This window comes from Photobacterium sp. GB-56, assembly GCF_003026105.1.
In the GTDB taxonomy this organism is placed as follows: Bacteria; Pseudomonadota; Gammaproteobacteria; order Enterobacterales; family Vibrionaceae; genus Photobacterium.
In genome coordinates, this window is the sequence record NZ_PYNW01000001.1 from 1 (window position 1) to 19768 (window position 19768).

Sequence of the window (19768 nt, forward strand, 5' to 3'; positions counted from 1 at the left end):
TATAATTTAAATCAGTAATTGGTAAAAAGCTGATTTAAAGAATAAATGGTGGCTACGACGGGATTCGAACCTGTGACCCCATCATTATGAGTGATGTGCTCTAACCAACTGAGCTACGTAGCCAACATAGAATACTGACTAATATCAATATTCTTAAATAATGGCAGGTCTACCTGGATTCGAACCAGGGAATGGCGGCATCAAAAGCCGCTGCCTTACCGCTTGGCGATAGACCTACTAGTGCTTTTTAAAAGCATCTCTCAACGCTATTGAGAGAATGGTGCGGAAGGAGAGACTTGAACTCTCACACCTTGCGGCGCCAGAACCTAAATCTGGTGCGTCTACCAATTCCGCCACTTCCGCATGTTATCAGTTTCTAGAACCGATATTCAATTTTAACGTGAAAATTGAATGGTGGCTACGACGGGATTCGAACCTGTGACCCCATCATTATGAGTGATGTGCTCTAACCAACTGAGCTACGTAGCCATTTTCCGTTTTTTAACACTGATTCTTAACGAATCACTGTGTCGGGAACGGGGCGCATTATGCTCATACCAGCGAAAACCGTCAATAGTTTTTTTAAATATATCGTCAAAATTCGTTTGTTCGGCGCATATTTGGGCGATGTGTGCGAATGACAAACTGAAATTACGATTGTCAGCTTAAAACTTCAAAAAATGTGAACACTATCAAGTTATTTATATTGCTAACAAATAAGTGAAATTTATATTTAGATGAAAATAAGCCAGCTAATAAAGCTGGCTTATATAATTTGTAAAATTAGCGGCTAAGCTACAAATTACACGTTAAAACGGAAATGAACAACATCACCGTCTTTAACAATGTACTCTTTACCTTCTAGACGCCATTTACCTGCTTCCTTAGCACCTGACTCACCACCGAAATTGATGTAATCGTCATAGCCAATAACTTCTGCACGAATAAAGCCTTTTTCGAAGTCAGTGTGGATAACACCCGCTGCTTTTGGTGCTGTTGCACCGACAGGGATTGTCCATGCTCGCACTTCTTTAACACCAGCTGTAAAGTAAGTCTGAAGAGACAATAGCTGATAACCTGAACGGATAACACGGTTAAGACCTGGTTCTTCGATACCCATATCGGCAAGGAACTCTTCACGATCTTCATCATCCAGTTCAGCGATCTCTGATTCCATTGCCGCACATACTGGAACAACAACCGCATTTTCTTCAGCTGCACGTGCAATTACTTTGTCAAGGAATGGGTTATTTTCAAAACCGTCTTCATTAACATTAGCGATGTACATGGTTGGCTTAAGCGTTAAGAAGTGTAGGTAATCGATCGCCGCTTTTTCTTCTTTTGTCAGCTCAAGTGCACGTAGCATGCCACCTTCAGTTAAGTGAGGAAGCATCTTCTCTAGTACTTTGATTTCAAACTTAGCATCGTTATCACCGCCTTTTGCGCGTTTAGCTAAACGCTGGATTGCGCGTTCACACGTATCTAAGTCTGCCATCGCAAGCTCAAGGTTGATGATATCCATGTCTTCTAACGGATCGATACGGCCAGCAACGTGGACAATATTATCGTTTTCGAAACAACGAACAACGTGGCCAATAGCATCTGTTTCACGGATGTTAGCTAGGAATTTATTACCGAGACCTTCACCTTTAGATGCACCAGCAACAAGACCCGCGATATCAACAAACTCCATCGTCGTTGGCATAATTCGTTCTGGATTTACGAATACTGCCAATGCATCCATACGTGGATCAGGAACAGGTACTACACCTGTGTTTGGTTCAATAGTACAGAACGGGAAGTTTGCTGCTTCAATGCCTGCTTTTGTTAAGGCGTTGAATAGAGTTGACTTACCAACGTTTGGTAGACCTACGATACCGCATTTAAAACCCATGGTTTAAAACCCTTTTGGTGATTATTCTGTGTAACAACTCAACTATAGTACGAATGACTGTATCTATAGCGGCAAAATAGTACGCGAAAATGTGTGGCTATTCTGCTTTGAATGTATGTAGGCGATTTTGCGCCTTTGTTAAGCCGTCTTTAAGTAAGATATCAATGCAGCGAACAGATTCATCTACTGCAGCATCAATCAATTCTTGCTCTTTAGCAGGTGCTTTTCCAAGTACGTAGCCTGCGACTTTGTTTTTATCGCCTGGATGACCGATAGCGATCCTCAGACGATAGAAATCTTTATTGTTGCCCATTTTACTAATGATATCGCGAAGACCATTATGTCCGCCATGACCACCACCTTTTTTAAATTTCGCAACACCGGGTGGTAAATCTAATTCATCGTGAGCAACTAAAATTTCTTCGGGTTTGATTTGGAAGAAGTTAGCTAACGCAGCAACCGACTTTCCTGACAGATTCATAAAAGTCGATGGGATCAATAGGCGAAGATCTTGTCCATTGGCTGTAATTCTTCCTGTTAAACCAAAATACTTGGGATCAGGGCGAAGGGTTACATTGTGGACGCGCGCTAATTCTTCAACGACCCATGCACCAGCATTATGGCGGGTGTTGGCGTACTCTTGACCCGGGTTAGCGAGGCCAACAAGCAAACGAATATTATTACTCACGTTTATCTCTCTTGTCATTTACCAGTAACTTAGCGGGTTGCACCTGAAATTATAGTGACAATGAGTTACTGGGTGTTGGGCTCAAAACGCGCCATATATTATATTAAATTAACTAAAATTGATATGGCTCTTCGTAGTCACTGTTTTTGCTGGCTAGACAAAAGAAAACGCCTCGCTATTGCGAGGCGTTAAATATCTTATTCGGTTAAATTAAGGCAACCTAACCGAGTGAGCAAATTAGTGCTCAAACATTGCTGAAATTGATTCTTCGTTGCTAATGCGACGAATAGCTTCAGCTAGCATACCTGACAGTGTTAATACTGATACTTTACCCGTCGCTTCAATTTCTTTTGTTAGCGTAATTGAGTCTGTAACGATAATTTCATCGATAACAGATTCACGGATATTCTCTAGTGCACTACCTGAAAATACTGGGTGAGTAGCGTATGCAAATACACGTTTTGCACCACGCTCTTTTAGCGCTTCTGCTGCTTTACATAGGGTACCGCCTGTATCGATCATGTCATCAACGATGATACAGTCACGACCTTCAACGTCACCGATTAGGTGCATGACTTGAGATACGTTTGCACGTGGACGACGCTTATCGATGATAGCGATATCTGTGTCATCAAGTAGTTTTGCAATAGCACGAGCACGGACAACACCACCGATGTCTGGTGATACCACAACAGGATCTTGAAGATCTTTGGCTAGCATGTCTTCTAGAAGAACTGGGCTACCAAATACGTTATCTACAGGAACATCGAAGAAGCCTTGGATTTGCTCAGCGTGTAGGTCAACAGTAAGAACACGGTCAACACCCACATTAGAAAGGAAATCAGCAACTACTTTTGCAGTGATTGGTACACGAGCAGAGCGAACGCGGCGATCTTGGCGAGCATAACCAAAGTATGGAATTACTGCTGTAATACGGCCAGCTGAAGCGCGGCGTAGTGCATCGATCATAACAACCAGTTCCATTAGGTTGTCGTTCGTTGGTGCACAAGTTGATTGGATAATGAATACGTCGCTACCACGTACGTTTTCATTAATTTGTACACATACTTCACCATCGGAGAAACGGTTAACCGTTGCATCTCCCAATGAAATATAAAGACGATCAGCGATGCGTTGGGCTAGTTCTGGTGTTGCGTTACCAGCAAACAGCTTCATATCAGGCACGGTGTAAACCTCAGGTTGCGTCCAAGTTGTAATTACTGACAATCCGTAGAATGTGCGGCTAAGGTTGTCATAAGAGGAGACGTGTTGACACCTTTTGCGACAAATCCGTGGAGCCAGTCAGGTAAAATTTTCAAAATTGCGTTGGCTTCTTCCTGCGTATTAAACTCCGAAAATACACAAGCGCCAGTGCCGGTCAATCTTGATGGCGCGTATTCTAACAGCCACGAAAGCGCCTGATCAACCTCGGGATTAAGACTTCTTACAATTTTCTCGCAATCGTTTTCGTAAACTCCACGTAACAGTGCATCTAGGCTACGTTTTTTAGTATTACGCGGAAGTTCTGGATGGGTGAAAATATCGACAGTTGCAATGCTAATATCAGGCTTTGCGATTAAAAACCATTTTTCTTGCGGTTCTGCCGGTTGCAGTTTTTCACCAATACCTTCGGCAAATGCGCTAGTACCACGGACAAAAACAGGGACATCAGCACCTAATTTAAGACCAATATCTGCTAATTCATCAATCGATAGCTGGGTTTGCCAAAGATGATTGAGGGCGACTAATGCTGTGGCTGCATTAGAAGAGCCACCACCAAGACCACCTCCCATAGGAAGGATCTTATCAATATGAATATCGGCTCCTAAGTCACAATGTGAGGCTTGACGAAGTGCATTTGCAGCGCGATAAATCAGGTTATCTTCGGTTTTAACTCCTTCAATTGCAGGCGTTAAATTAATTTGGTTATCACGACGTGGCGTGATGGTTAAAGTATCGCCATAATCGACAAACTGAAACAGCGTCTGTAAATCATGGTAGCCATTTGGACGTTGGCCTGTAATGTATAAAAATAAATTCAGTTTTGCTGGCGCTGGCCATTGGCTCGCGACACCAAAAGGGATGTATTGACTCATGCAATGCTCGTCTATTTTGAGTAATCGAAAATGCTTTGCTGTTTAATTTGCTAACCAGTTAGAGATTTTTATTTTAATTTTGAGTTTGCCTTGGTTTAGTACCATTTGTGTGGGTAAGGCAGGGCTTTGATCATTATACGTGTTGTAGTGCATTTCCCATACTTGACCATCAATCTCTTTGGCGAGATAAGCGACTTGATCATTTTTGTTTAGCTGATAAGTATCAGCAGCCGTCGGTAAACCAATTAGCCAATCGCGCATTTGTGATAGGGGTAATTCGATTCCTGTTAATTGCTTCACTAATTGCGCAGCATCAGTGCCATGATAGGTTTTACCATCAGGATCTATGAGTGTTACGTTGCCTGGCTCTGCATTGAGATTAAGGACGGTTTTGTACATTTTTGTTAAGATTAACTGGTATTTATCAGCATGATTTTTCCAGTTAAAGGTGAGAGATATGCGTTGCTCAGGGCTTAAATAGCCAAACACACCTTTCGCTTGATAATCGGTGAGGTGTTTTAATTGGGCTTGATGGATTTCCCAATCGACTTTTGCGGTGCTTTTGGGCGTTTGCGCACAGCCAGATAATAAGGAAAATGTAATAGCAATAAAGGCTAAATTACGTAATCTCATGATGAAAGCTCGTAATAAGAATGAGCAAAAACAATAACGATTATTTTAATTAAAGCCAAATATTAAGCAAAAATAAGGGGTAAATTAGGCAAATAAAGCAATAAAAATGCAGTCATTATTGATTGATTACGTCAGCTACCTTTTATTAAGTCAGGGCATCAAGTAAAATCCCCTCCTTAGATTTTTTCACTGGCGAAGTGGGTACACCGTCTCCATGACCTTGCTTGCATTAGGAATCAACCATAAAACAGCTTCTGTTGATTTACGCGAAAAAGTAGCTTTTTCTCCTGAAAAGCTATCTTTGGCGTTGCAGCAGCTGAAAAACCACCCTGAGGTATTAAGTGGGGTTATAGTATCTACCTGTAACCGTACTGAAGTTTACTGTGAGATTTCACAGTCAGGGCCGGGTGTGATCATTGACTGGTTGACCAAATTTCATCAGATCACAGCCGAAGAACTGATGCCAAGCCTGTACTTTCATGAAGAGCAAGCGGCAGCACGTCATTTAATGCGTGTTGCTTGTGGCCTTGATTCGTTAGTATTGGGCGAGCCGCAAATCCTAGGACAGGTGAAGCAGTCTTATTCGGAATCAAAAGACAACGAAGCAGTAGGTGGCACCTTAGAAAAGCTGTTTCAAAAAACCTTTACAGTAGCGAAACGCGTACGTACTGAAACGGACATTGGCGGCAATGCTGTCTCTGTAGCTTATGCGGCGTGTTCTTTAGCGCGACAAATTTTTGAGTCTTTATCGGGTGCTACTATTTTACTTGTTGGTGCAGGCGAAACAATTGAACTTGTTTCTCGCCATGTCGTTGAACAAGGTTGTAATAGTTTGATTGTTGCTAACCGTACGCGTGAGAGAGCAGAAGGCATTGCACAAGAGTTTGGTGCTGAAGTGATCAGTCTTGAAGAAATTCCTGATCACCTCCATCGCGCTGATATTGTTATTAGTTCAACCGCAAGCCCATTGCCGATTGTTGGTAAAGGGATGGTTGAAATGGCATTAAAACAACGTCGTCATCAACCTATGCTGTTGGTGGATATTGCTGTGCCTAGAGATATAGAACAACAAGTTGGCGAATTGAACGATGCTTACTTATATTCTGTTGATGATCTTCACTCGATTGTAGAGAAGAACCGTGAGCAGCGTAAGGTCGCAGCGATTCAAGCTGAAGCCATTATAAGTGAAGAAAGCGCTGTGTTTATGCAGTGGTTACGCTCACTTGAAGCAGTTGATAGTATTCGAGATTATCGTCAATTTGCCGAACAAATTAAACAGGAGCTACTACAGCGTAGTCTCCAAGCCATTGCTAATGGTACCGAGCCTGAAAAGGCGTTAGCAGAGCTCAGTAACAAACTTACCAATAAGCTTATCCATGCACCAACCAAGGCTATGCAGCAGGTCGCAAAAAATGGCGAATCTGAAAAATTAGCTGTGATTCGTGAAGCACTCGGTCTGGATTCCTATAACGATTAGTAGTTGATCGCCTTTGGCTTTCGCTCAGCACTATTAGAAGATTATGAAGCAATCAATTTTAGTTAAATTAGAAACTCTTGTTGAACGTTACGAAGAAGTTCAACATCTCCTCGGTGATCCAAGTGTTCTTGCGGATCAAAACCGCTTTCGTGCGTTATCAAAAGAATATTCTCAGCTAGAAGAAGTGACTAAGTGTTTTCAAGCTTACCAACAAGCAAAAGAAGATTTAGTGGCTGCTGAAGAAATGGCGCAGGAAGACGATGCAGAAATGCGTGAAATGGCACAAGAAGAGATCAAAGAAGCCAAAGCTGAAATTGAACGCTTAGCTGATGAACTTCAGGTGCTATTGATTCCTAAAGATCCTAACGATGATCGTAACTGTTTTGTCGAAATCCGCGCAGGTGCGGGTGGTGATGAAGCGGGTATCTTTGCGGGTGATCTTTTCCGTATGTACAGCAAATATGCTGAACGTCGTGGCTGGCGTATCGAGATCATCAATGAAAACCGCTCAGAACAAGGCGGTTACAAAGAGATGATCGCAAAAGTGAACGGCGATGGTGCTTACGGTATTTTGAAATTTGAGTCAGGCGGTCACCGCGTTCAGCGTGTTCCTGCAACAGAATCTCAAGGTCGTGTACATACTTCAGCTTGTACTGTTGCGGTATTACCTGAAATTCCAGAAGCGGAAATTCCAGAAATCAATGCTGGCGATTTACGTATTGATACCTTCCGTTCATCAGGTGCGGGTGGTCAGCACGTTAACACCACCGACTCTGCAATCCGTATTACTCACTTACCAACAGGTATTGTTGTTGAGTGTCAGGATGAGCGCTCACAGCATAAAAACAAAGCAAAAGCGATGTCGGTACTTGCTGCTCGTATTATCAAAGCAGAAGAAGAGAAACGTCATGCTGAAGAAGCGAGCACACGTCGTAACCTACTAGGTTCAGGTGATCGTTCTGATCGTATTCGTACTTACAACTACCCACAAGGTCGTGTTTCTGATCACCGTATTACACTGACACTTTACCGCTTAAATGAAGTGATGGAAGGTGATTTAGATGCATTGATCCAACCGGTATTTACTGAATACCAGGCGGATCAGTTAGCTGCGATGTCTGAGCAAAACTAATGCCTCAAAGCATTGAATATTTGCTAAAGCAAACCACTGAACAACTAGCAAGTGCGGGCTCTGAGAGTCCGCAACTTGATAGCGTTGTTTTGCTATGTCATGCGCTTGATAAGCCACGCAGTTATTTATTAACGTGGCCTGAAAAGCAACTAGATGATGAGCAATATAATTTTTTTCAGCAGTTACTTGCACGCCGCCGAAATGGTGAGCCTATCGCATATATTGTTGGTGAGCGTGAATTTTGGTCACTGCCATTAAAAGTCTCACCTTCAACCTTGATCCCACGTCCTGATACTGAGCGTTTGGTTGAACTTGCATTAGATAAAATCACCAGCGCTACTACCAAAGTATTGGATTTAGGAACAGGAACCGGTGCGATTGCACTGGCGATTGCTTCTGAGTGTCCAAGTCTTCAGGTTACAGGCATTGACTTACGTCAAGAAGCGGCTGAGCTTGCGCATGAAAATAGCCAACGTTTATCAATATTAAATACCCGATTTTTAGCGGGAAGTTGGTATTCACCATTACAAGACAATGATGTGTTTGAGCTAATTGTGAGTAATCCGCCTTACATTGATCACGCCGATCCCCATTTAGTTCAAGGCGATGTCCGCTTTGAACCAAAGAGTGCATTAGTTGCTGATGATAATGGCTTAGCTGATATCCGTATTATTAGCGCGCAAGGACGCAAACACTTAACAGTAGGTGGTTGGTTGTTAATGGAGCATGGCTTCGAACAAGGTTCGGCTGTAAGAACTATTTTAGAACAGTTGGGTTATCAACAAGTATCTACCAGTCAAGACTATGCAGGGCTCGATCGTGTCACGATGGGCTGCTGGCAAGGAGAATTATAATTATGTATATGGCAATGAAACATCTTCATTTAGTGGCAATCGCACTCAGTGTTTTACTGTTTGTGACTCGCTACATCATGATGATGGCAAACTCATCACTTTTAAATAAAAAGTTTTTCAAGATCACTCCCCATATTGTTGACACTGTGCTTTTAGCAAGTGGTGTGGCATTAATTTTTATTACAGGATTTATGCCTTTTACGGCTGGTAATAGTTGGTTAACTGAAAAGTTAACTTGTGTACTCGCTTACATCGCCCTTGGTTATGTCACACTGCATATGGGTAAAAATAAAGTCTTTAAGACATTTGCCTTTTTAGGCGCATTGGGCTGGGTATTTCTGGCTGCGCAATTGGCGGTAACGAAAACGCCAATTTTAGGTTAAGTTAGGTTAGATCATGATGCTGTTTAATGAAGACGAATTAAATTCGCGGCCATTAGTTTATGGTGCTATTGATATGATGAAGGACATCGTGCCTGAATTTCCAACCCAGTGGGTGGAGTTAAAGTTATCTCAATTAGCGCAGGAAGCTGAGCAAACATTAATGGAAGAAGTTAATCCTCGTTTACGGTTAGAGGGGCTGTTACGCCTTTTTTATCGTGAATGGGGCTTTCAAGGCGATCACCAACAATACTTTTCGTCAGATAATGCATTCTTAGATAAAGTACTGGAGCGTCGAAAGGGGATCCCTGTCAGCCTTGGTGCTTTATTTCTTTATTTATCTCAGCACCTTGATCTGCCGATTGAAAGCGTAGGCTTTCCGACCCAGTTTCTATTAAAAGCGACATGGTCTGAAAGCGATGTTCAGTATATTAACCCCTTTGATGGTGAATTTGTTAGCACGCATATATTACGTAGCTGGTTGATTGGTCACCGTGGTCCATTTACTGAACTTAAACCTGAATACCTTAAAACACAGCAGAATCATGAAATTTTAACGCGTTGGTTAACGGTTATGAAAAGTGCACTTCTTCGTGAAGAGCATTTTACGGATGCTTTACGTTGTAGTGATCTTGCGCTGGTATTTAGCCCAGGCGATCCCCATGAGATCCGTGACCGAGGCTATATTTATCAACAGCTTGATTGTAATCACGCTGCAGCGATGGATTACTCATACTTTATTGAGCAATGCCCAGAAGATCCAGCCGCTGATTTACTTAAAACTCAAGTAGAGACGCTCTTTGATGAGCCTCTGATTCTACACTAGAAGAGAACAACAAATATGATGGAACAAAAAACTGTTCGCATTGGCGATATTGATGTTGCAAATGATAAGCCATTTGTTTTATTTGGTGGCATGAATGTGCTTGAGTCTCGCGACTTAGCGATGCAAATGTGTGAGCACTACGTGAAGGTCACTGAGAAATTAGGTATTCCTTACGTATTTAAAGCTTCTTTTGATAAAGCTAACCGTTCATCTGTTCATTCATACCGTGGTCCTGGTATGGAAGAAGGTTTAAAAATCTTTCAAGAGCTAAAAGATACGTTTGGTGTGAAAATTATCACTGATATTCACGAGAAAGAGCAGGCACAACCTGTTGCTGATGTGGTTGATGTGATTCAGCTTCCAGCGTTTCTGGCTCGTCAAACTGATCTTGTTGAAGCAATGGCAAAAACAGGCGCTGTGATTAATGTGAAAAAACCACAGTTCATGAGCCCTGGTCAAGTCGGTAACATTGTTGAGAAATTCGCTGAGTGTGATAATCACAATGTGATCTTATGTGAGCGTGGTGTATTGCACGGTTACGATAACTTAGTGGTTGATATGCTTGGTTTTGATGTAATGAAAAAAGCATCAAAGGGTAGCCCAATCATCTTTGATGTGACACATGCGCTGCAGTGTCGTGATCCACTAGGTGCGGCTTCTGGTGGTCGTCGTGAGCAAACCGTTGATCTAGCTCGCTCTGGTATTGCAACGGGTATTGCGGGCCTATTTATGGAAGCACACCCAACGCCAGATCTCGCGCTTTGTGATGGTCCATCAGCATTCCCACTCGATAAGCTAGAACCGTTTTTAGCACAAATTAAACAGCTTGATGATTTGATTAAGAGCTTTGCTCCAATTGAAGTGAACTAAGTCTTTCATTTAGATTTTAAAGCCCAGTGAGTATAAATCACTGGGCTTTTTTATTGCCGATAACGAACTGAATGATTATTTTGTGTGATAAATATTCAATATATGAAAAGTTAATATACCTACAAAAACGATATTTAATTCTTATTTCTTGAGTGATATGTGAAGTTATATATCGTATTTGTTAGTATTGCAGTTCTTATGCTTATTGGGTATTAGGTATTCAGTGTGATCTGTGTCTCACTTGTTTTGAAACTTAAAGCTCGTAGTTTCATACTTGTAGCCGATTTTATTTGGTTAGAGAGTTACTTGTGTCATTAACAACAATCCAAGCGAACCCCGAAAAAGAGAGCACAGCACATCCTTCTAAATGGACACAGCATGACACCCGTTGGATGTTAAGTTTGTTTGGCACATCGGTCGGGGCGGGTATTTTATTTTTACCTATCAATATCGGCTCAGGTGGATTCTGGTCACTGGTTATAATGGCATTATTAGCAGGACCTATGACATTTTGGGCTCATCGTGGATTAGCGCGTTTTGTTTTATCATCATCATCTTCTGACGCTGATTTTACCGATGTAGTTGAAGAGCATTTTGGTTCCCGTTACGGACGCTTAATTTCAGCCCTGTATTTTCTTTCTATCTTTCCGATTTTACTCATTTATGGTGTCGGCCTAACCAATACCGTTGATAGTTTTATTGTCCATCAATTAGGTTGGCAAGCGCCGTCACGGGTGTTGTTATCAGGCGGATTAGTCTTCTTGATGATAACTGTGATGCTTGCGGGTGAAAAAGCGATGCTTAAAGCGTTTGAAGTGATTGTCTACCCACTGGCATTTATTCTGGCGGGCATTTCTATTTACCTGATCCCAAGCTGGCATGTACCTAATCTTAACTTCTCTCAAAGTATCACTGAATTTAGCTCATCGTTATGGTTATCAATACCGGTTGTTGTTTTTGCTTTTAGTTATACGCCTGTCGTTTCTGGCTTTGTGAATGCTCAACGTCGTCAGTATGGCGATCATGCACATCGAAAATCAGAAACAATCTTAAAGCGTACCTCAATGATGTTGATTACTTTTGTTTTGTTCTTTGTGTTCTCTTGCGTGCTAAGTTTATCCCCTGAGCAGTTACAGCATGCAAAAATGGATAACGTGTCAGTGTTATCTTATTTAGCGAACGTTAAAGACAGTCACTTTATTATGTTGCTAGGCCCTTTAATTGCTTTTATTGCAATTACGTCATCGTTTTTAGGGCACTTTATGGGCGCACGTGAAAGCTTCAATGGCATTGTAGCGAAACAAACATCACTGCCATTAAAAACCATCGACAAGGTTGGGGTAGTGATCATGTTCTTCTCTATTTGGTTTGCTGCTGTTATGAACCCAAGTATTTTAGGGATGATGGAAGCGTTATCAGGCCCTGTGATTGCGATGATACTTTTTATTATGCCAATGCTTGCGGTATATCGAATTGAAAGTCTGAAAATGTACCGAGGTAAAATCAGTACTTGGTTTATTTTATTGATGGGATGTTTAGCAGTCGCGGCGATTATTTTTAGCTTAGTGTAAACATTTACTTGATAGCTGGTTTAAATTGGTTTCTAAAATAAAGGCTTGCGTTATACGCAAGCCTTTTTGTTTATTTATCAGTATCAGGCCTTATAATTTAAAGCGGTTGATTTCTTGCTGCAGTTCATAAGAGAGCTCTGATAATTCAGCGGCTTGTTTTGCGGCTTCATTAGCTTCAACAGCCAACTCGTTTGAAACATCACGGATCCCTTCGGTATTGCGCGTGATCTCTGATGTCACTGATGATTGCTCTTCGGCAGCAGAGGCTATTTGGGTTGCCATATCATTGATGTTATTAACAGCATTGGTAATTTGCGCCAAACTAGCAGAAGCAGAGCTTGCATCATCAACACTGGTTTCAGATAGGTGACGACTATCTTCCATTATCCCAACCGCTTGCCCTGTGGTTTGTTGTAGCGTTTCAATCATTTGCTGAATTTCTTGGGTCGAGGCATGGGTACGTTGACTTAATACTCGTACTTCATCTGCAACAACCGCAAATCCACGACCTTGTTCGCCAGCACGTGCAGCTTCAATCGCGGCGTTTAATGCCAGCAAGTTAGTTTGCTCTGCAATGCCTTGGATAGTTGAAAGAATCGTATTGATACTTTGGGCATGGCTATTAAGATCGCTAATCACTGTCGTTGCCGTTTCAACTTCTTGCGCCAAACTAGAAATAGATTGTTGGCTTTGATTGACCTGAGTAGCACCATGATTAGATGCCATCACAGTTTCTTCTGCTGTTCGTGCTGTATTCTCAGCGTTAGAGGCAATTTCTTTGGTTGCCGCTGCCATTTCGTTAATAGCAGTTGCGACCATATTGATTTCATCTTGTTGATGCTGGATACGGGTACTACGTTCTTCTGCTTGGGTTGCCGTTAAATGTGACTGTTGACTGAGAGATTGAGATACATGGTTTAAACGTGCCACCATTTGATGCATGTTGCCAACAAACTGGTTGAAGTTATTGGCGAGTTGGCCCACTTCATCATTGCTCTTTGGCTCAATACGTTGAGTTAGATCGCCTTCACCACTGGCGATTTCTGCCAGCGCGTTTGATACGCGATCTAAATCGCGGAACAAGAAGTTAACTAACCATGCCACTGTAGTAATGACTAACAGTGCAATAACCGCAGCGGTAAGAAGGAGCTTATAAAGCAATGCTTTATGGCTGGCTTCCTCGGTTTTTTTATCCATGTTGAGTGCTAATATCCAGTCAGTATGAGGGATGTTAGCAAAATAAAGTAGTTTAGGCTGATCGTTAATGGTCAGGTTAGTCAGTGCATTATTATGAATTTGCTGCTCAATATAATTAATAGAAAGCGCGTTGCTATAACGTGAAATAGGTTGTAGTAATAGCTGCTGATCGGGGTGAGCGATAAATGTGGCGTCTTTTTTATTGATCAACATAGCAAATGCATTTTGACCAACATTCAAATTGACGATGTCGTCGATTAATTGGGTGATCAATATATCAGCGCCGATAACACCGATAAAAGTGGAATTATCATAAACAGGTTTGGCGATGGTCACCATTTTAGCTTTAGTTAAGGTGTCCATATACGGTGACGATATGATGGTTTCATTCGCTTTTTGTGCTTGTTGGTACCAAGGACGGGTACGTGGATCTACCTGAGATAAATCACGTTCAGCAAAAGAGCTAGTGGCGATACCTGCGGTGCTGCCGAAGTAAATATCTTCAAATTGACCCGCTAAACGGGCTTGCTTTAAAGAGGGGATCGTAGCAATGTCAGGATTGTTAATTGTTACTGAGTCAATAATATTGGTACGAATATTTACCCAGTCACCCACACTGCTGCTAACAGCCTCGGTTAGGCTACTTGCTCGAGCGTAAAGATCACGTTTAGCTTGAGTATCAATTTGATTAGCAGAGAGCCAAGTGAGTGCAGTCGCCATCACTAAAACTGCCGATAAACTCGCGACAATAAGTTTTTGTTTTAATGTTAACTGCATTATATATCCCTAAAATCCAGTAAATGTTAGCAGATTTTAGCGGTTGTTTATCATTGATGCACCTTAAATAATGGAATTGTTATTAGTGTTACTGAATTGAGTGATGACCGTTCCATTTTTTGTGCTTTTACTACAAAATAAGCGTTTTTCTTGTCATAAAACACAAGAAATAAACTGAACTTGACTGAATATGTAATTTAGTTACATATCTTTTGGATGTTTAGACGTCTAGATGTTGACACTGTGAGCGCATCCCTTTAGTCTTGGAATGAATGTATAAATAGAACTTTAGTCGTCGCCATGCCAAATATAGATAAAAAAAATCAAACCATTTCACCTTCTGCATTAGCACTCTTACCCTTGGGTATTTTTTTAGCTTTATTCATTGGTGTGGGTACTTACCTTACGATGCAAGGGGTTGATTTTGCTTTTTATCAATTACCTTCACCTGTCGCAGCTTTGCCTGCTGTTGTTGTTGCGATTTTATTAAGTAAAGAAAAACTGAATAAAGCGATAGAGCAATTTATCCGTGGTGTGGGTCATAGTGACATTATCGCAATGTGTATGATTTACCTATTGGCAGGCGCTTTTGCTTCTGTTGCTAAAGCGTCGGGTGGGGTCGATGCAACGGTTAACCTTGGTTTATCACTTATTCCTGCAAGCATGATTTTACCCGGTATCTTTGTGATCTCTGCTTTTATTGCTACTGCAATGGGAACATCTATGGGGACGATTGCAGCAGTAGCCCCCGTCGCATTAGGCATTGCACATGCGTCTGGTATGGATGTCGCATTAACTGCTGGTGTGGTTCTTAGTGGGGCAATGTTTGGTGATAATCTTTCAATTATTTCTGATACCACAATCGCAGCAACGCGATCACAAGGCTGTCAGATGAAAGATAAATTCCGTGAAAACATTAAAATCGCCTTACCTGCTGCAATTGCCGCTATTTTATTATTTGCGTTTAATAGCTCGGTTACACAATTGCCTGAAACAGCACCTATTGAGTGGTTAAAAGTCATTCCTTATATCACTATCTTGGTGCTCGCAGTCTCTGGGGTTAATGTGTTTGTTGTTCTATCTGTCGGTATTTTACTGGCTGGTGGTGTCGGTCTAACATCTGCTGCTGATTATAGTTTTACCAGTTTTGGCAAAGATATTTATGGTGGTTTTAGCAATATGCAGGAAATCTTCCTGCTCTCTATGTTGATTGGTGGTATTAGTGAATTAATGCGCCAACAAGGTGGACTCGCTTTCTTAACTCAAAGTATCAGTCGTGTGATTAATGTATTTAGCAAAAAACATCAGTCATCTGAAAATTTACGAGCGAGTGAGTTTGGTATTGCTAGTCTTGTGAGCTTGACTAACTTATGTACGGCAAATAATACTGTTGCGATTATTGTATCAGGCGGTGTTGCACGTGAACTGGCTGATGAAAATGGGGTTACACCACGTCGTTCCGCGAGTTTACTCGATATTTTCTCGTGTGTAATTCAAGGTGTTTTACCATACGGAGCGCAAGCGTTACTCCTTGGTTCTGTTTTTGAGTTATCACCATTAGATGTTGTTGCGCACTCTTATTACTGTTTCTTCTTAGCTCTTTCTGCCATTGTTGCGATTATGTTGAAACACCCTAGTCGAAAATTGGCGAAAGTATAATGTGATATCTATCACTATAAAGTAGTGTTGAGCATAACTGTTTGAAAAAAGCCCAGTATTTACTGGGCTTTTTTGTGCTTGGGTGTGACATAAACAAGAGTTTTAAAAGACGAAAAGTGATCCTGTTAACAAAAAATTAAAATGGAAAATTCATACGTATTTATTTCGTTACACTGGCGATATTGGTCACATTGTTTTACTTTTACCGACATTTTTTTGTGGTTAAAATGTGACTAATTAATTTTTCCAGTTTTACGAAATATTATCTTCGTTTGAAGTCGCCATTAAAAATACAGTTAAGGTGGATACCATGAAGCAACGCCTATTTGCTAAAACAGCATTAAGCGCCGCTCTCGTTGCCGTTCTTTCAGGTTGTGCAACGACAGCGGAAAAAGCCTCATCAGCATGGGATGCTGATACAACTTATAGAATCACGATTCTTCATACCAACGATAACCATGGTCGTTTCTGGCATAACCAGAATGGTGAGTACGGTATGGCTGCCCGCAAGACATTGATTGATGAAATCCGTGCAGAAGTAGAAGAACAAGGTGGTACTAGCTTATTACTTTCTGGCGGTGACATTAACACGGGTGTTCCTGAATCAGATCTACAAGATGCAGAACCTGATTTTAAAGGAATGAATCTGCTTGGCTATGATGCAATGGCATTAGGAAATCATGAATTTGATAACCCATTAGATGTACTACGTAAGCAAGAAGAGTGGGCGAATTTCCCAATGTTGTCGGCTAATATTTACGATAAGACAACAGGTGAGCGCTTATTTCAGCCTTACCAAATTTTTGAAAAGCAAGGGATCAAGATTGCCGTCATTGGTTTGACGACAGAAGATACGGCTAAAATTGGTAACCCTGAATTTATCGGCAATGTAGAATTTCGCGATCCAAAATCTGAAGCCAAGAAAGTGATCACCGAGCTAGAAAAAACAGAAAAGCCTGATGTGATCATTGCGGCAACTCACATGGGGCATTATGAAGATGGTCATCGTGGCATTAATGCACCGGGTGATGTTGCGCTTGCACGTTATTTAGATGATGGTGATCTTGATATGATCGTCGGTGGTCACTCGCAAGAGCCTGTCTGTATGGAAGGCCCAAATGTTGCGAAGAAAGATTTTAAACCGGGTGATGAGTGTGTACCTGATCAGCAAAATGGTACGTGGATTGTCCAAGCCCACGAGTGGGGTAAGTATGTAGGTCGTGCTGACTTTGAATTTCAGAACGGTGAGCTTTCACTGGTTAGTTACGATTTGATCCCTGTTAACTTGAAGAAAAAAGTTAAGCTAGATGATGGCTCAAGCAAGCGTGTCTTTATTCAAGATGAAATTGTAAAAAACCAAGAAGTGTATAACTTCCTTAAGCCTTACCAAGAGCATGGACAAGAGCAGTTAAACGTTAAGATTGCCAAGTCGAATGGCAAGCTAGAAGGCGATCGTAATGTGGTTCGATTTGAACAAACAAACTTAGGTCGTCTTATTGCTGCGTCACACATGCAACGTGCTAAAGCGGACTTTGCTGTAATGAACTCTGGTGGTGTTCGTGACTCAATTGAAGGCGGCGACATTACTTATAAAGATGTACTCACTGTTCAACCTTTTGGCAATATCGTGACGTACACCGATATGTCAGGTAAAGAAGTTTTAGATTATCTGAATATTGTTGCCACTAAGCCGATAGATTCTGGTGCTTATGCGCAGTTCTACGGTATTTCAATGACGGTTGAAAATGGCAAAGTAAGTGATGTGAAGTTTGCTGGTAAGCCGTTAGATCTGAAAAAGACTTACCGTTTCACTGTACCAAGCTACAACGCAGCTGGTGGTGACGGCTATCCGAAGATCAATGATCATGCAGGCCATGTAAATACGGGGTTTGTTGACGCGGAAGTATTAAAGCAATACTTGGAAACGAATTCACCCATTGATGTAAACAAATTCGCGCCGAAAGGTGAAATTGTTTATAAATAAGCAATATTAATTGCTCGAAAGCGCATCTTATATTTTTATTCGATGCGCTTTTTTGTATTTAAAATCCTTCTTTTGATGGATATAGCCGAAAACTGTCAACTCACGATATAATCATTACAGGTAAACAGATGTTCTTAATTTCTTTAGTTGCTTTTGAGCAATAGGGGGAATTAACCACAGCTGTTTGAATGATAAATAGAGTGAAAAATAATGACTCCAGCGATTCAATTAGCAAAGAAACAAAAAATTTCGTATCAAGTACATCAATATGAACATGATCCAGCCAATAATAATTTTGGTCATGAAGCGGCAGAAGTCTTAGGGCTAGATCCTAATCGCGTATTTAAAACTTTATTATTTGCATTAAATGGCGATCCTAAAAATTTAGCGGTTGCCGTCGTTCCTGTATCTGGCATGTTAGATTTAAAAGCAGCAGCTAAAGCTGCGGGCGGTAAGAAGGCTGAAATGGCCGATCCAAAGCTTGCGGAAAAAGTAACAGGGTACATAGTGGGTGGTATTAGCCCGTTAGGACAAAAAAAACGGCTGCCAACTTTTGTTGATAGCAGCGCAGAAACGTTTGATACTATTTGTGTTAGTGCAGGTCGTCGCGGCTTAGAAATAGAACTTGCGGCAAAAGATTTAGTTAGTTTGACTGGCGGTAAATTTGCCCCGATTGGCAAGGAAGACTAATACCAAGGATAGAGAGCAAAGAGTGTGTCAGTACCTAATTTAAACTTACTTCGAACATTACATGTCTTATTGGATGAGTGCCATGTAACACGTACGGCTGAGCGTTTACACATTACGCAGTCTGCAGTAAGTCGGCAACTGACACAATTACGTGAAATTTTTTCTGATCCTTTGTTTGTGCGTGAGGGAAACCGGTTATTACCAACCCCTCGCGCACTTTCACTACAAGATAAAATTACGTCATTGCTTACCGATTGCGATTTGGTATTTGAACCAGAACAGTTCTCGCCACATCACTGGCGCGGGAAAATAGTCTTGTCATCTTCTGATTATGTCGCGCAATATATCTTTCCTGATATCGTCGAGTTATTAACATTGCACGCGCCTTTGCTTGATGTGAGCTATCAGCTATGGTCACCAAGTTACACCGACCAGTTAGCCGATCTTGATATTCAATTAGTCTCGACTATGGCCCCAAAGATACCTACCGGATTATCTGGGATACAGATTGGATCTGATCGTGCAGTGTGCGTGATGAGTACAACGCATCCATTAGCAAATACAAAGGTAGATTTAACGGTACAAGACTTTGTTGCCTACAATCATATTTCTGTTAACGGTGGTGGAGATAAAGACAGTTTCGTTGATGTGGAGTTACGTACTTTAGGTTATCGGCGACATATTCAAACAACAGTGCCATTTTTCGGATCTGCTTTAAGTATTGTATCTCGTACAGAAATGTTTCTTGTTATTCCAGAACATATAGCTGTTACGATGCAAGATTTCTATAATATTGTTTATAAGCCATTACCATTTCCAAGTGTGCTGAATCAGTATTGGCTGCTATGGCACCCTAAATATAACAACGAATTATCCCATCAATGGTTGCGAGAGCATGTGCTAACGTTAATGAAGAACTCTTTGTATTCAATGGGGCAATAAATCATTAACGAACAATGATGTGTTTTTACGACACCGAAAGGTAATGATTTTTTATCATGACCGTAATGATTTCTTTTGATTTCTTCTTATAACGCTTA

General features: G+C 41.3%; 17 protein-coding genes and 4 tRNA genes. 11 read left to right on the forward strand and 10 right to left on the reverse strand.

The window, feature by feature from the left end:
• Nucleotides 1–46: 46 nt before the first annotated feature.
• The 9 genes from C9J42_RS00005 to lolB form a co-directional block, all read right to left on the reverse strand.
• Nucleotides 47–123, reverse strand: a tRNA-Met gene (locus C9J42_RS00005).
• Between the two features lie 38 nt (nucleotides 124–161).
• Nucleotides 162–236: transfer RNA gene (locus tag C9J42_RS00010), tRNA-Gln, on the reverse strand.
• Between the two features lie 42 nt (nucleotides 237–278).
• A tRNA-Leu gene (locus C9J42_RS00015) sits at nucleotides 279–363 on the reverse strand.
• A gap of 49 nt (nucleotides 364–412) precedes the next feature.
• A tRNA-Met gene (locus C9J42_RS00020) sits at nucleotides 413–489 on the reverse strand.
• Nucleotides 490–802: 313 nt separating this feature from the next.
• Nucleotides 803–1894, reverse strand: a complete 1092-nt coding sequence (gene ychF, locus C9J42_RS00025) for a redox-regulated ATPase YchF (RefSeq protein ID WP_107247682.1) — start codon at nucleotides 1892–1894, stop codon at nucleotides 803–805.
• Between the two features lie 97 nt (nucleotides 1895–1991).
• Complete coding sequence (gene pth, locus C9J42_RS00030; RefSeq protein WP_045153818.1) at nucleotides 1992–2582, reverse strand: aminoacyl-tRNA hydrolase; 591 nt, start codon at nucleotides 2580–2582, stop codon at nucleotides 1992–1994.
• A 237-nt stretch (nucleotides 2583–2819) separates the two neighbouring features.
• A complete protein-coding gene (locus tag C9J42_RS00035; protein ID WP_005370023.1) occupies nucleotides 2820–3767 on the reverse strand; it encodes a ribose-phosphate pyrophosphokinase in 948 nt (315 codons plus the stop codon).
• Between the two features lie 32 nt (nucleotides 3768–3799).
• Nucleotides 3800–4678 carry a 4-(cytidine 5'-diphospho)-2-C-methyl-D-erythritol kinase gene (gene ispE, locus C9J42_RS00040; protein ID WP_107291453.1) on the reverse strand — a complete coding sequence of 293 codons (879 nt, stop codon included), beginning with the start codon at nucleotides 4676–4678 and terminating at the stop codon, nucleotides 3800–3802.
• Between the two features lie 42 nt (nucleotides 4679–4720).
• On the reverse strand, nucleotides 4721–5311 hold the full coding sequence (gene lolB, locus C9J42_RS00045) for a lipoprotein insertase outer membrane protein LolB (RefSeq protein WP_107205383.1): 591 nt from the start codon (nucleotides 5309–5311) through the stop codon (nucleotides 4721–4723).
• 214 nt (nucleotides 5312–5525) lie between these two features.
• Between lolB and hemA the strand changes: the two genes are divergently transcribed.
• The 7 genes from hemA (at nucleotide 5526) to C9J42_RS00080 (ending at nucleotide 12421) form a co-directional block, all read left to right on the forward strand.
• A complete protein-coding gene (gene hemA / locus C9J42_RS00050; protein WP_107205384.1) occupies nucleotides 5526–6788 on the forward strand; it encodes a glutamyl-tRNA reductase in 1263 nt (420 codons plus the stop codon).
• 43 nt (nucleotides 6789–6831) lie between these two features.
• Nucleotides 6832–7920, forward strand: a complete 1089-nt coding sequence (gene prfA / locus C9J42_RS00055; protein ID WP_107205385.1) for a peptide chain release factor 1 — start codon at nucleotides 6832–6834, stop codon at nucleotides 7918–7920.
• A complete protein-coding gene (gene prmC, locus C9J42_RS00060; RefSeq protein ID WP_107294881.1) occupies nucleotides 7920–8774 on the forward strand; it encodes a peptide chain release factor N(5)-glutamine methyltransferase in 855 nt (284 codons plus the stop codon). The genes prfA and prmC overlap by 1 nt, the downstream gene beginning before the upstream one ends.
• Nucleotides 8775–8776: 2 nt before the next feature.
• Nucleotides 8777–9157 carry a SirB2 family protein gene (locus C9J42_RS00065; protein WP_107205387.1) on the forward strand — a complete coding sequence of 127 codons (381 nt, stop codon included), beginning with the start codon at nucleotides 8777–8779 and terminating at the stop codon, nucleotides 9155–9157.
• A gap of 13 nt (nucleotides 9158–9170) precedes the next feature.
• Nucleotides 9171–9980, forward strand: coding sequence for a SirB1 family protein (locus tag C9J42_RS00070; RefSeq protein ID WP_039872581.1), 810 nt, complete (start codon nucleotides 9171–9173; stop codon nucleotides 9978–9980).
• Between the two features lie 15 nt (nucleotides 9981–9995).
• On the forward strand, nucleotides 9996–10850 hold the full coding sequence (gene kdsA / locus C9J42_RS00075; RefSeq protein ID WP_005369997.1) for a 3-deoxy-8-phosphooctulonate synthase: 855 nt from the start codon (nucleotides 9996–9998) through the stop codon (nucleotides 10848–10850).
• Nucleotides 10851–11158: 308 nt separating this feature from the next.
• Nucleotides 11159–12421 carry an HAAAP family serine/threonine permease gene (locus tag C9J42_RS00080; RefSeq protein ID WP_199189311.1) on the forward strand — a complete coding sequence of 421 codons (1263 nt, stop codon included), beginning with the start codon at nucleotides 11159–11161 and terminating at the stop codon, nucleotides 12419–12421.
• Between the two features lie 90 nt (nucleotides 12422–12511).
• On the opposite strand, the gene C9J42_RS00085 is transcribed toward C9J42_RS00080, so the two are convergent.
• Nucleotides 12512–14395, reverse strand: a complete 1884-nt coding sequence (locus C9J42_RS00085; RefSeq protein ID WP_107205389.1) for a methyl-accepting chemotaxis protein — start codon at nucleotides 14393–14395, stop codon at nucleotides 12512–12514.
• A 300-nt stretch (nucleotides 14396–14695) separates the two neighbouring features.
• On the opposite strand from C9J42_RS00085, the gene C9J42_RS00090 reads away from it, so the two are divergent.
• The 4 genes from C9J42_RS00090 (at nucleotide 14696) to C9J42_RS00105 (ending at nucleotide 19670) form a co-directional block, all read left to right on the forward strand.
• A complete protein-coding gene (locus C9J42_RS00090; protein ID WP_107205390.1) occupies nucleotides 14696–16054 on the forward strand; it encodes a Na+/H+ antiporter NhaC family protein in 1359 nt (452 codons plus the stop codon).
• A gap of 310 nt (nucleotides 16055–16364) precedes the next feature.
• Complete coding sequence (gene ushA, locus C9J42_RS00095; RefSeq protein ID WP_107247681.1) at nucleotides 16365–18038, forward strand: bifunctional UDP-sugar hydrolase/5'-nucleotidase UshA; 1674 nt, start codon at nucleotides 16365–16367, stop codon at nucleotides 18036–18038.
• A gap of 210 nt (nucleotides 18039–18248) precedes the next feature.
• A complete protein-coding gene (gene ybaK / locus C9J42_RS00100; RefSeq protein ID WP_006646632.1) occupies nucleotides 18249–18728 on the forward strand; it encodes a Cys-tRNA(Pro) deacylase in 480 nt (159 codons plus the stop codon).
• 24 nt (nucleotides 18729–18752) lie between these two features.
• Nucleotides 18753–19670, forward strand: coding sequence for a LysR family transcriptional regulator (locus C9J42_RS00105; protein WP_107247680.1), 918 nt, complete (start codon nucleotides 18753–18755; stop codon nucleotides 19668–19670).
• Nucleotides 19671–19768: the final 98 nt, after the last annotated feature.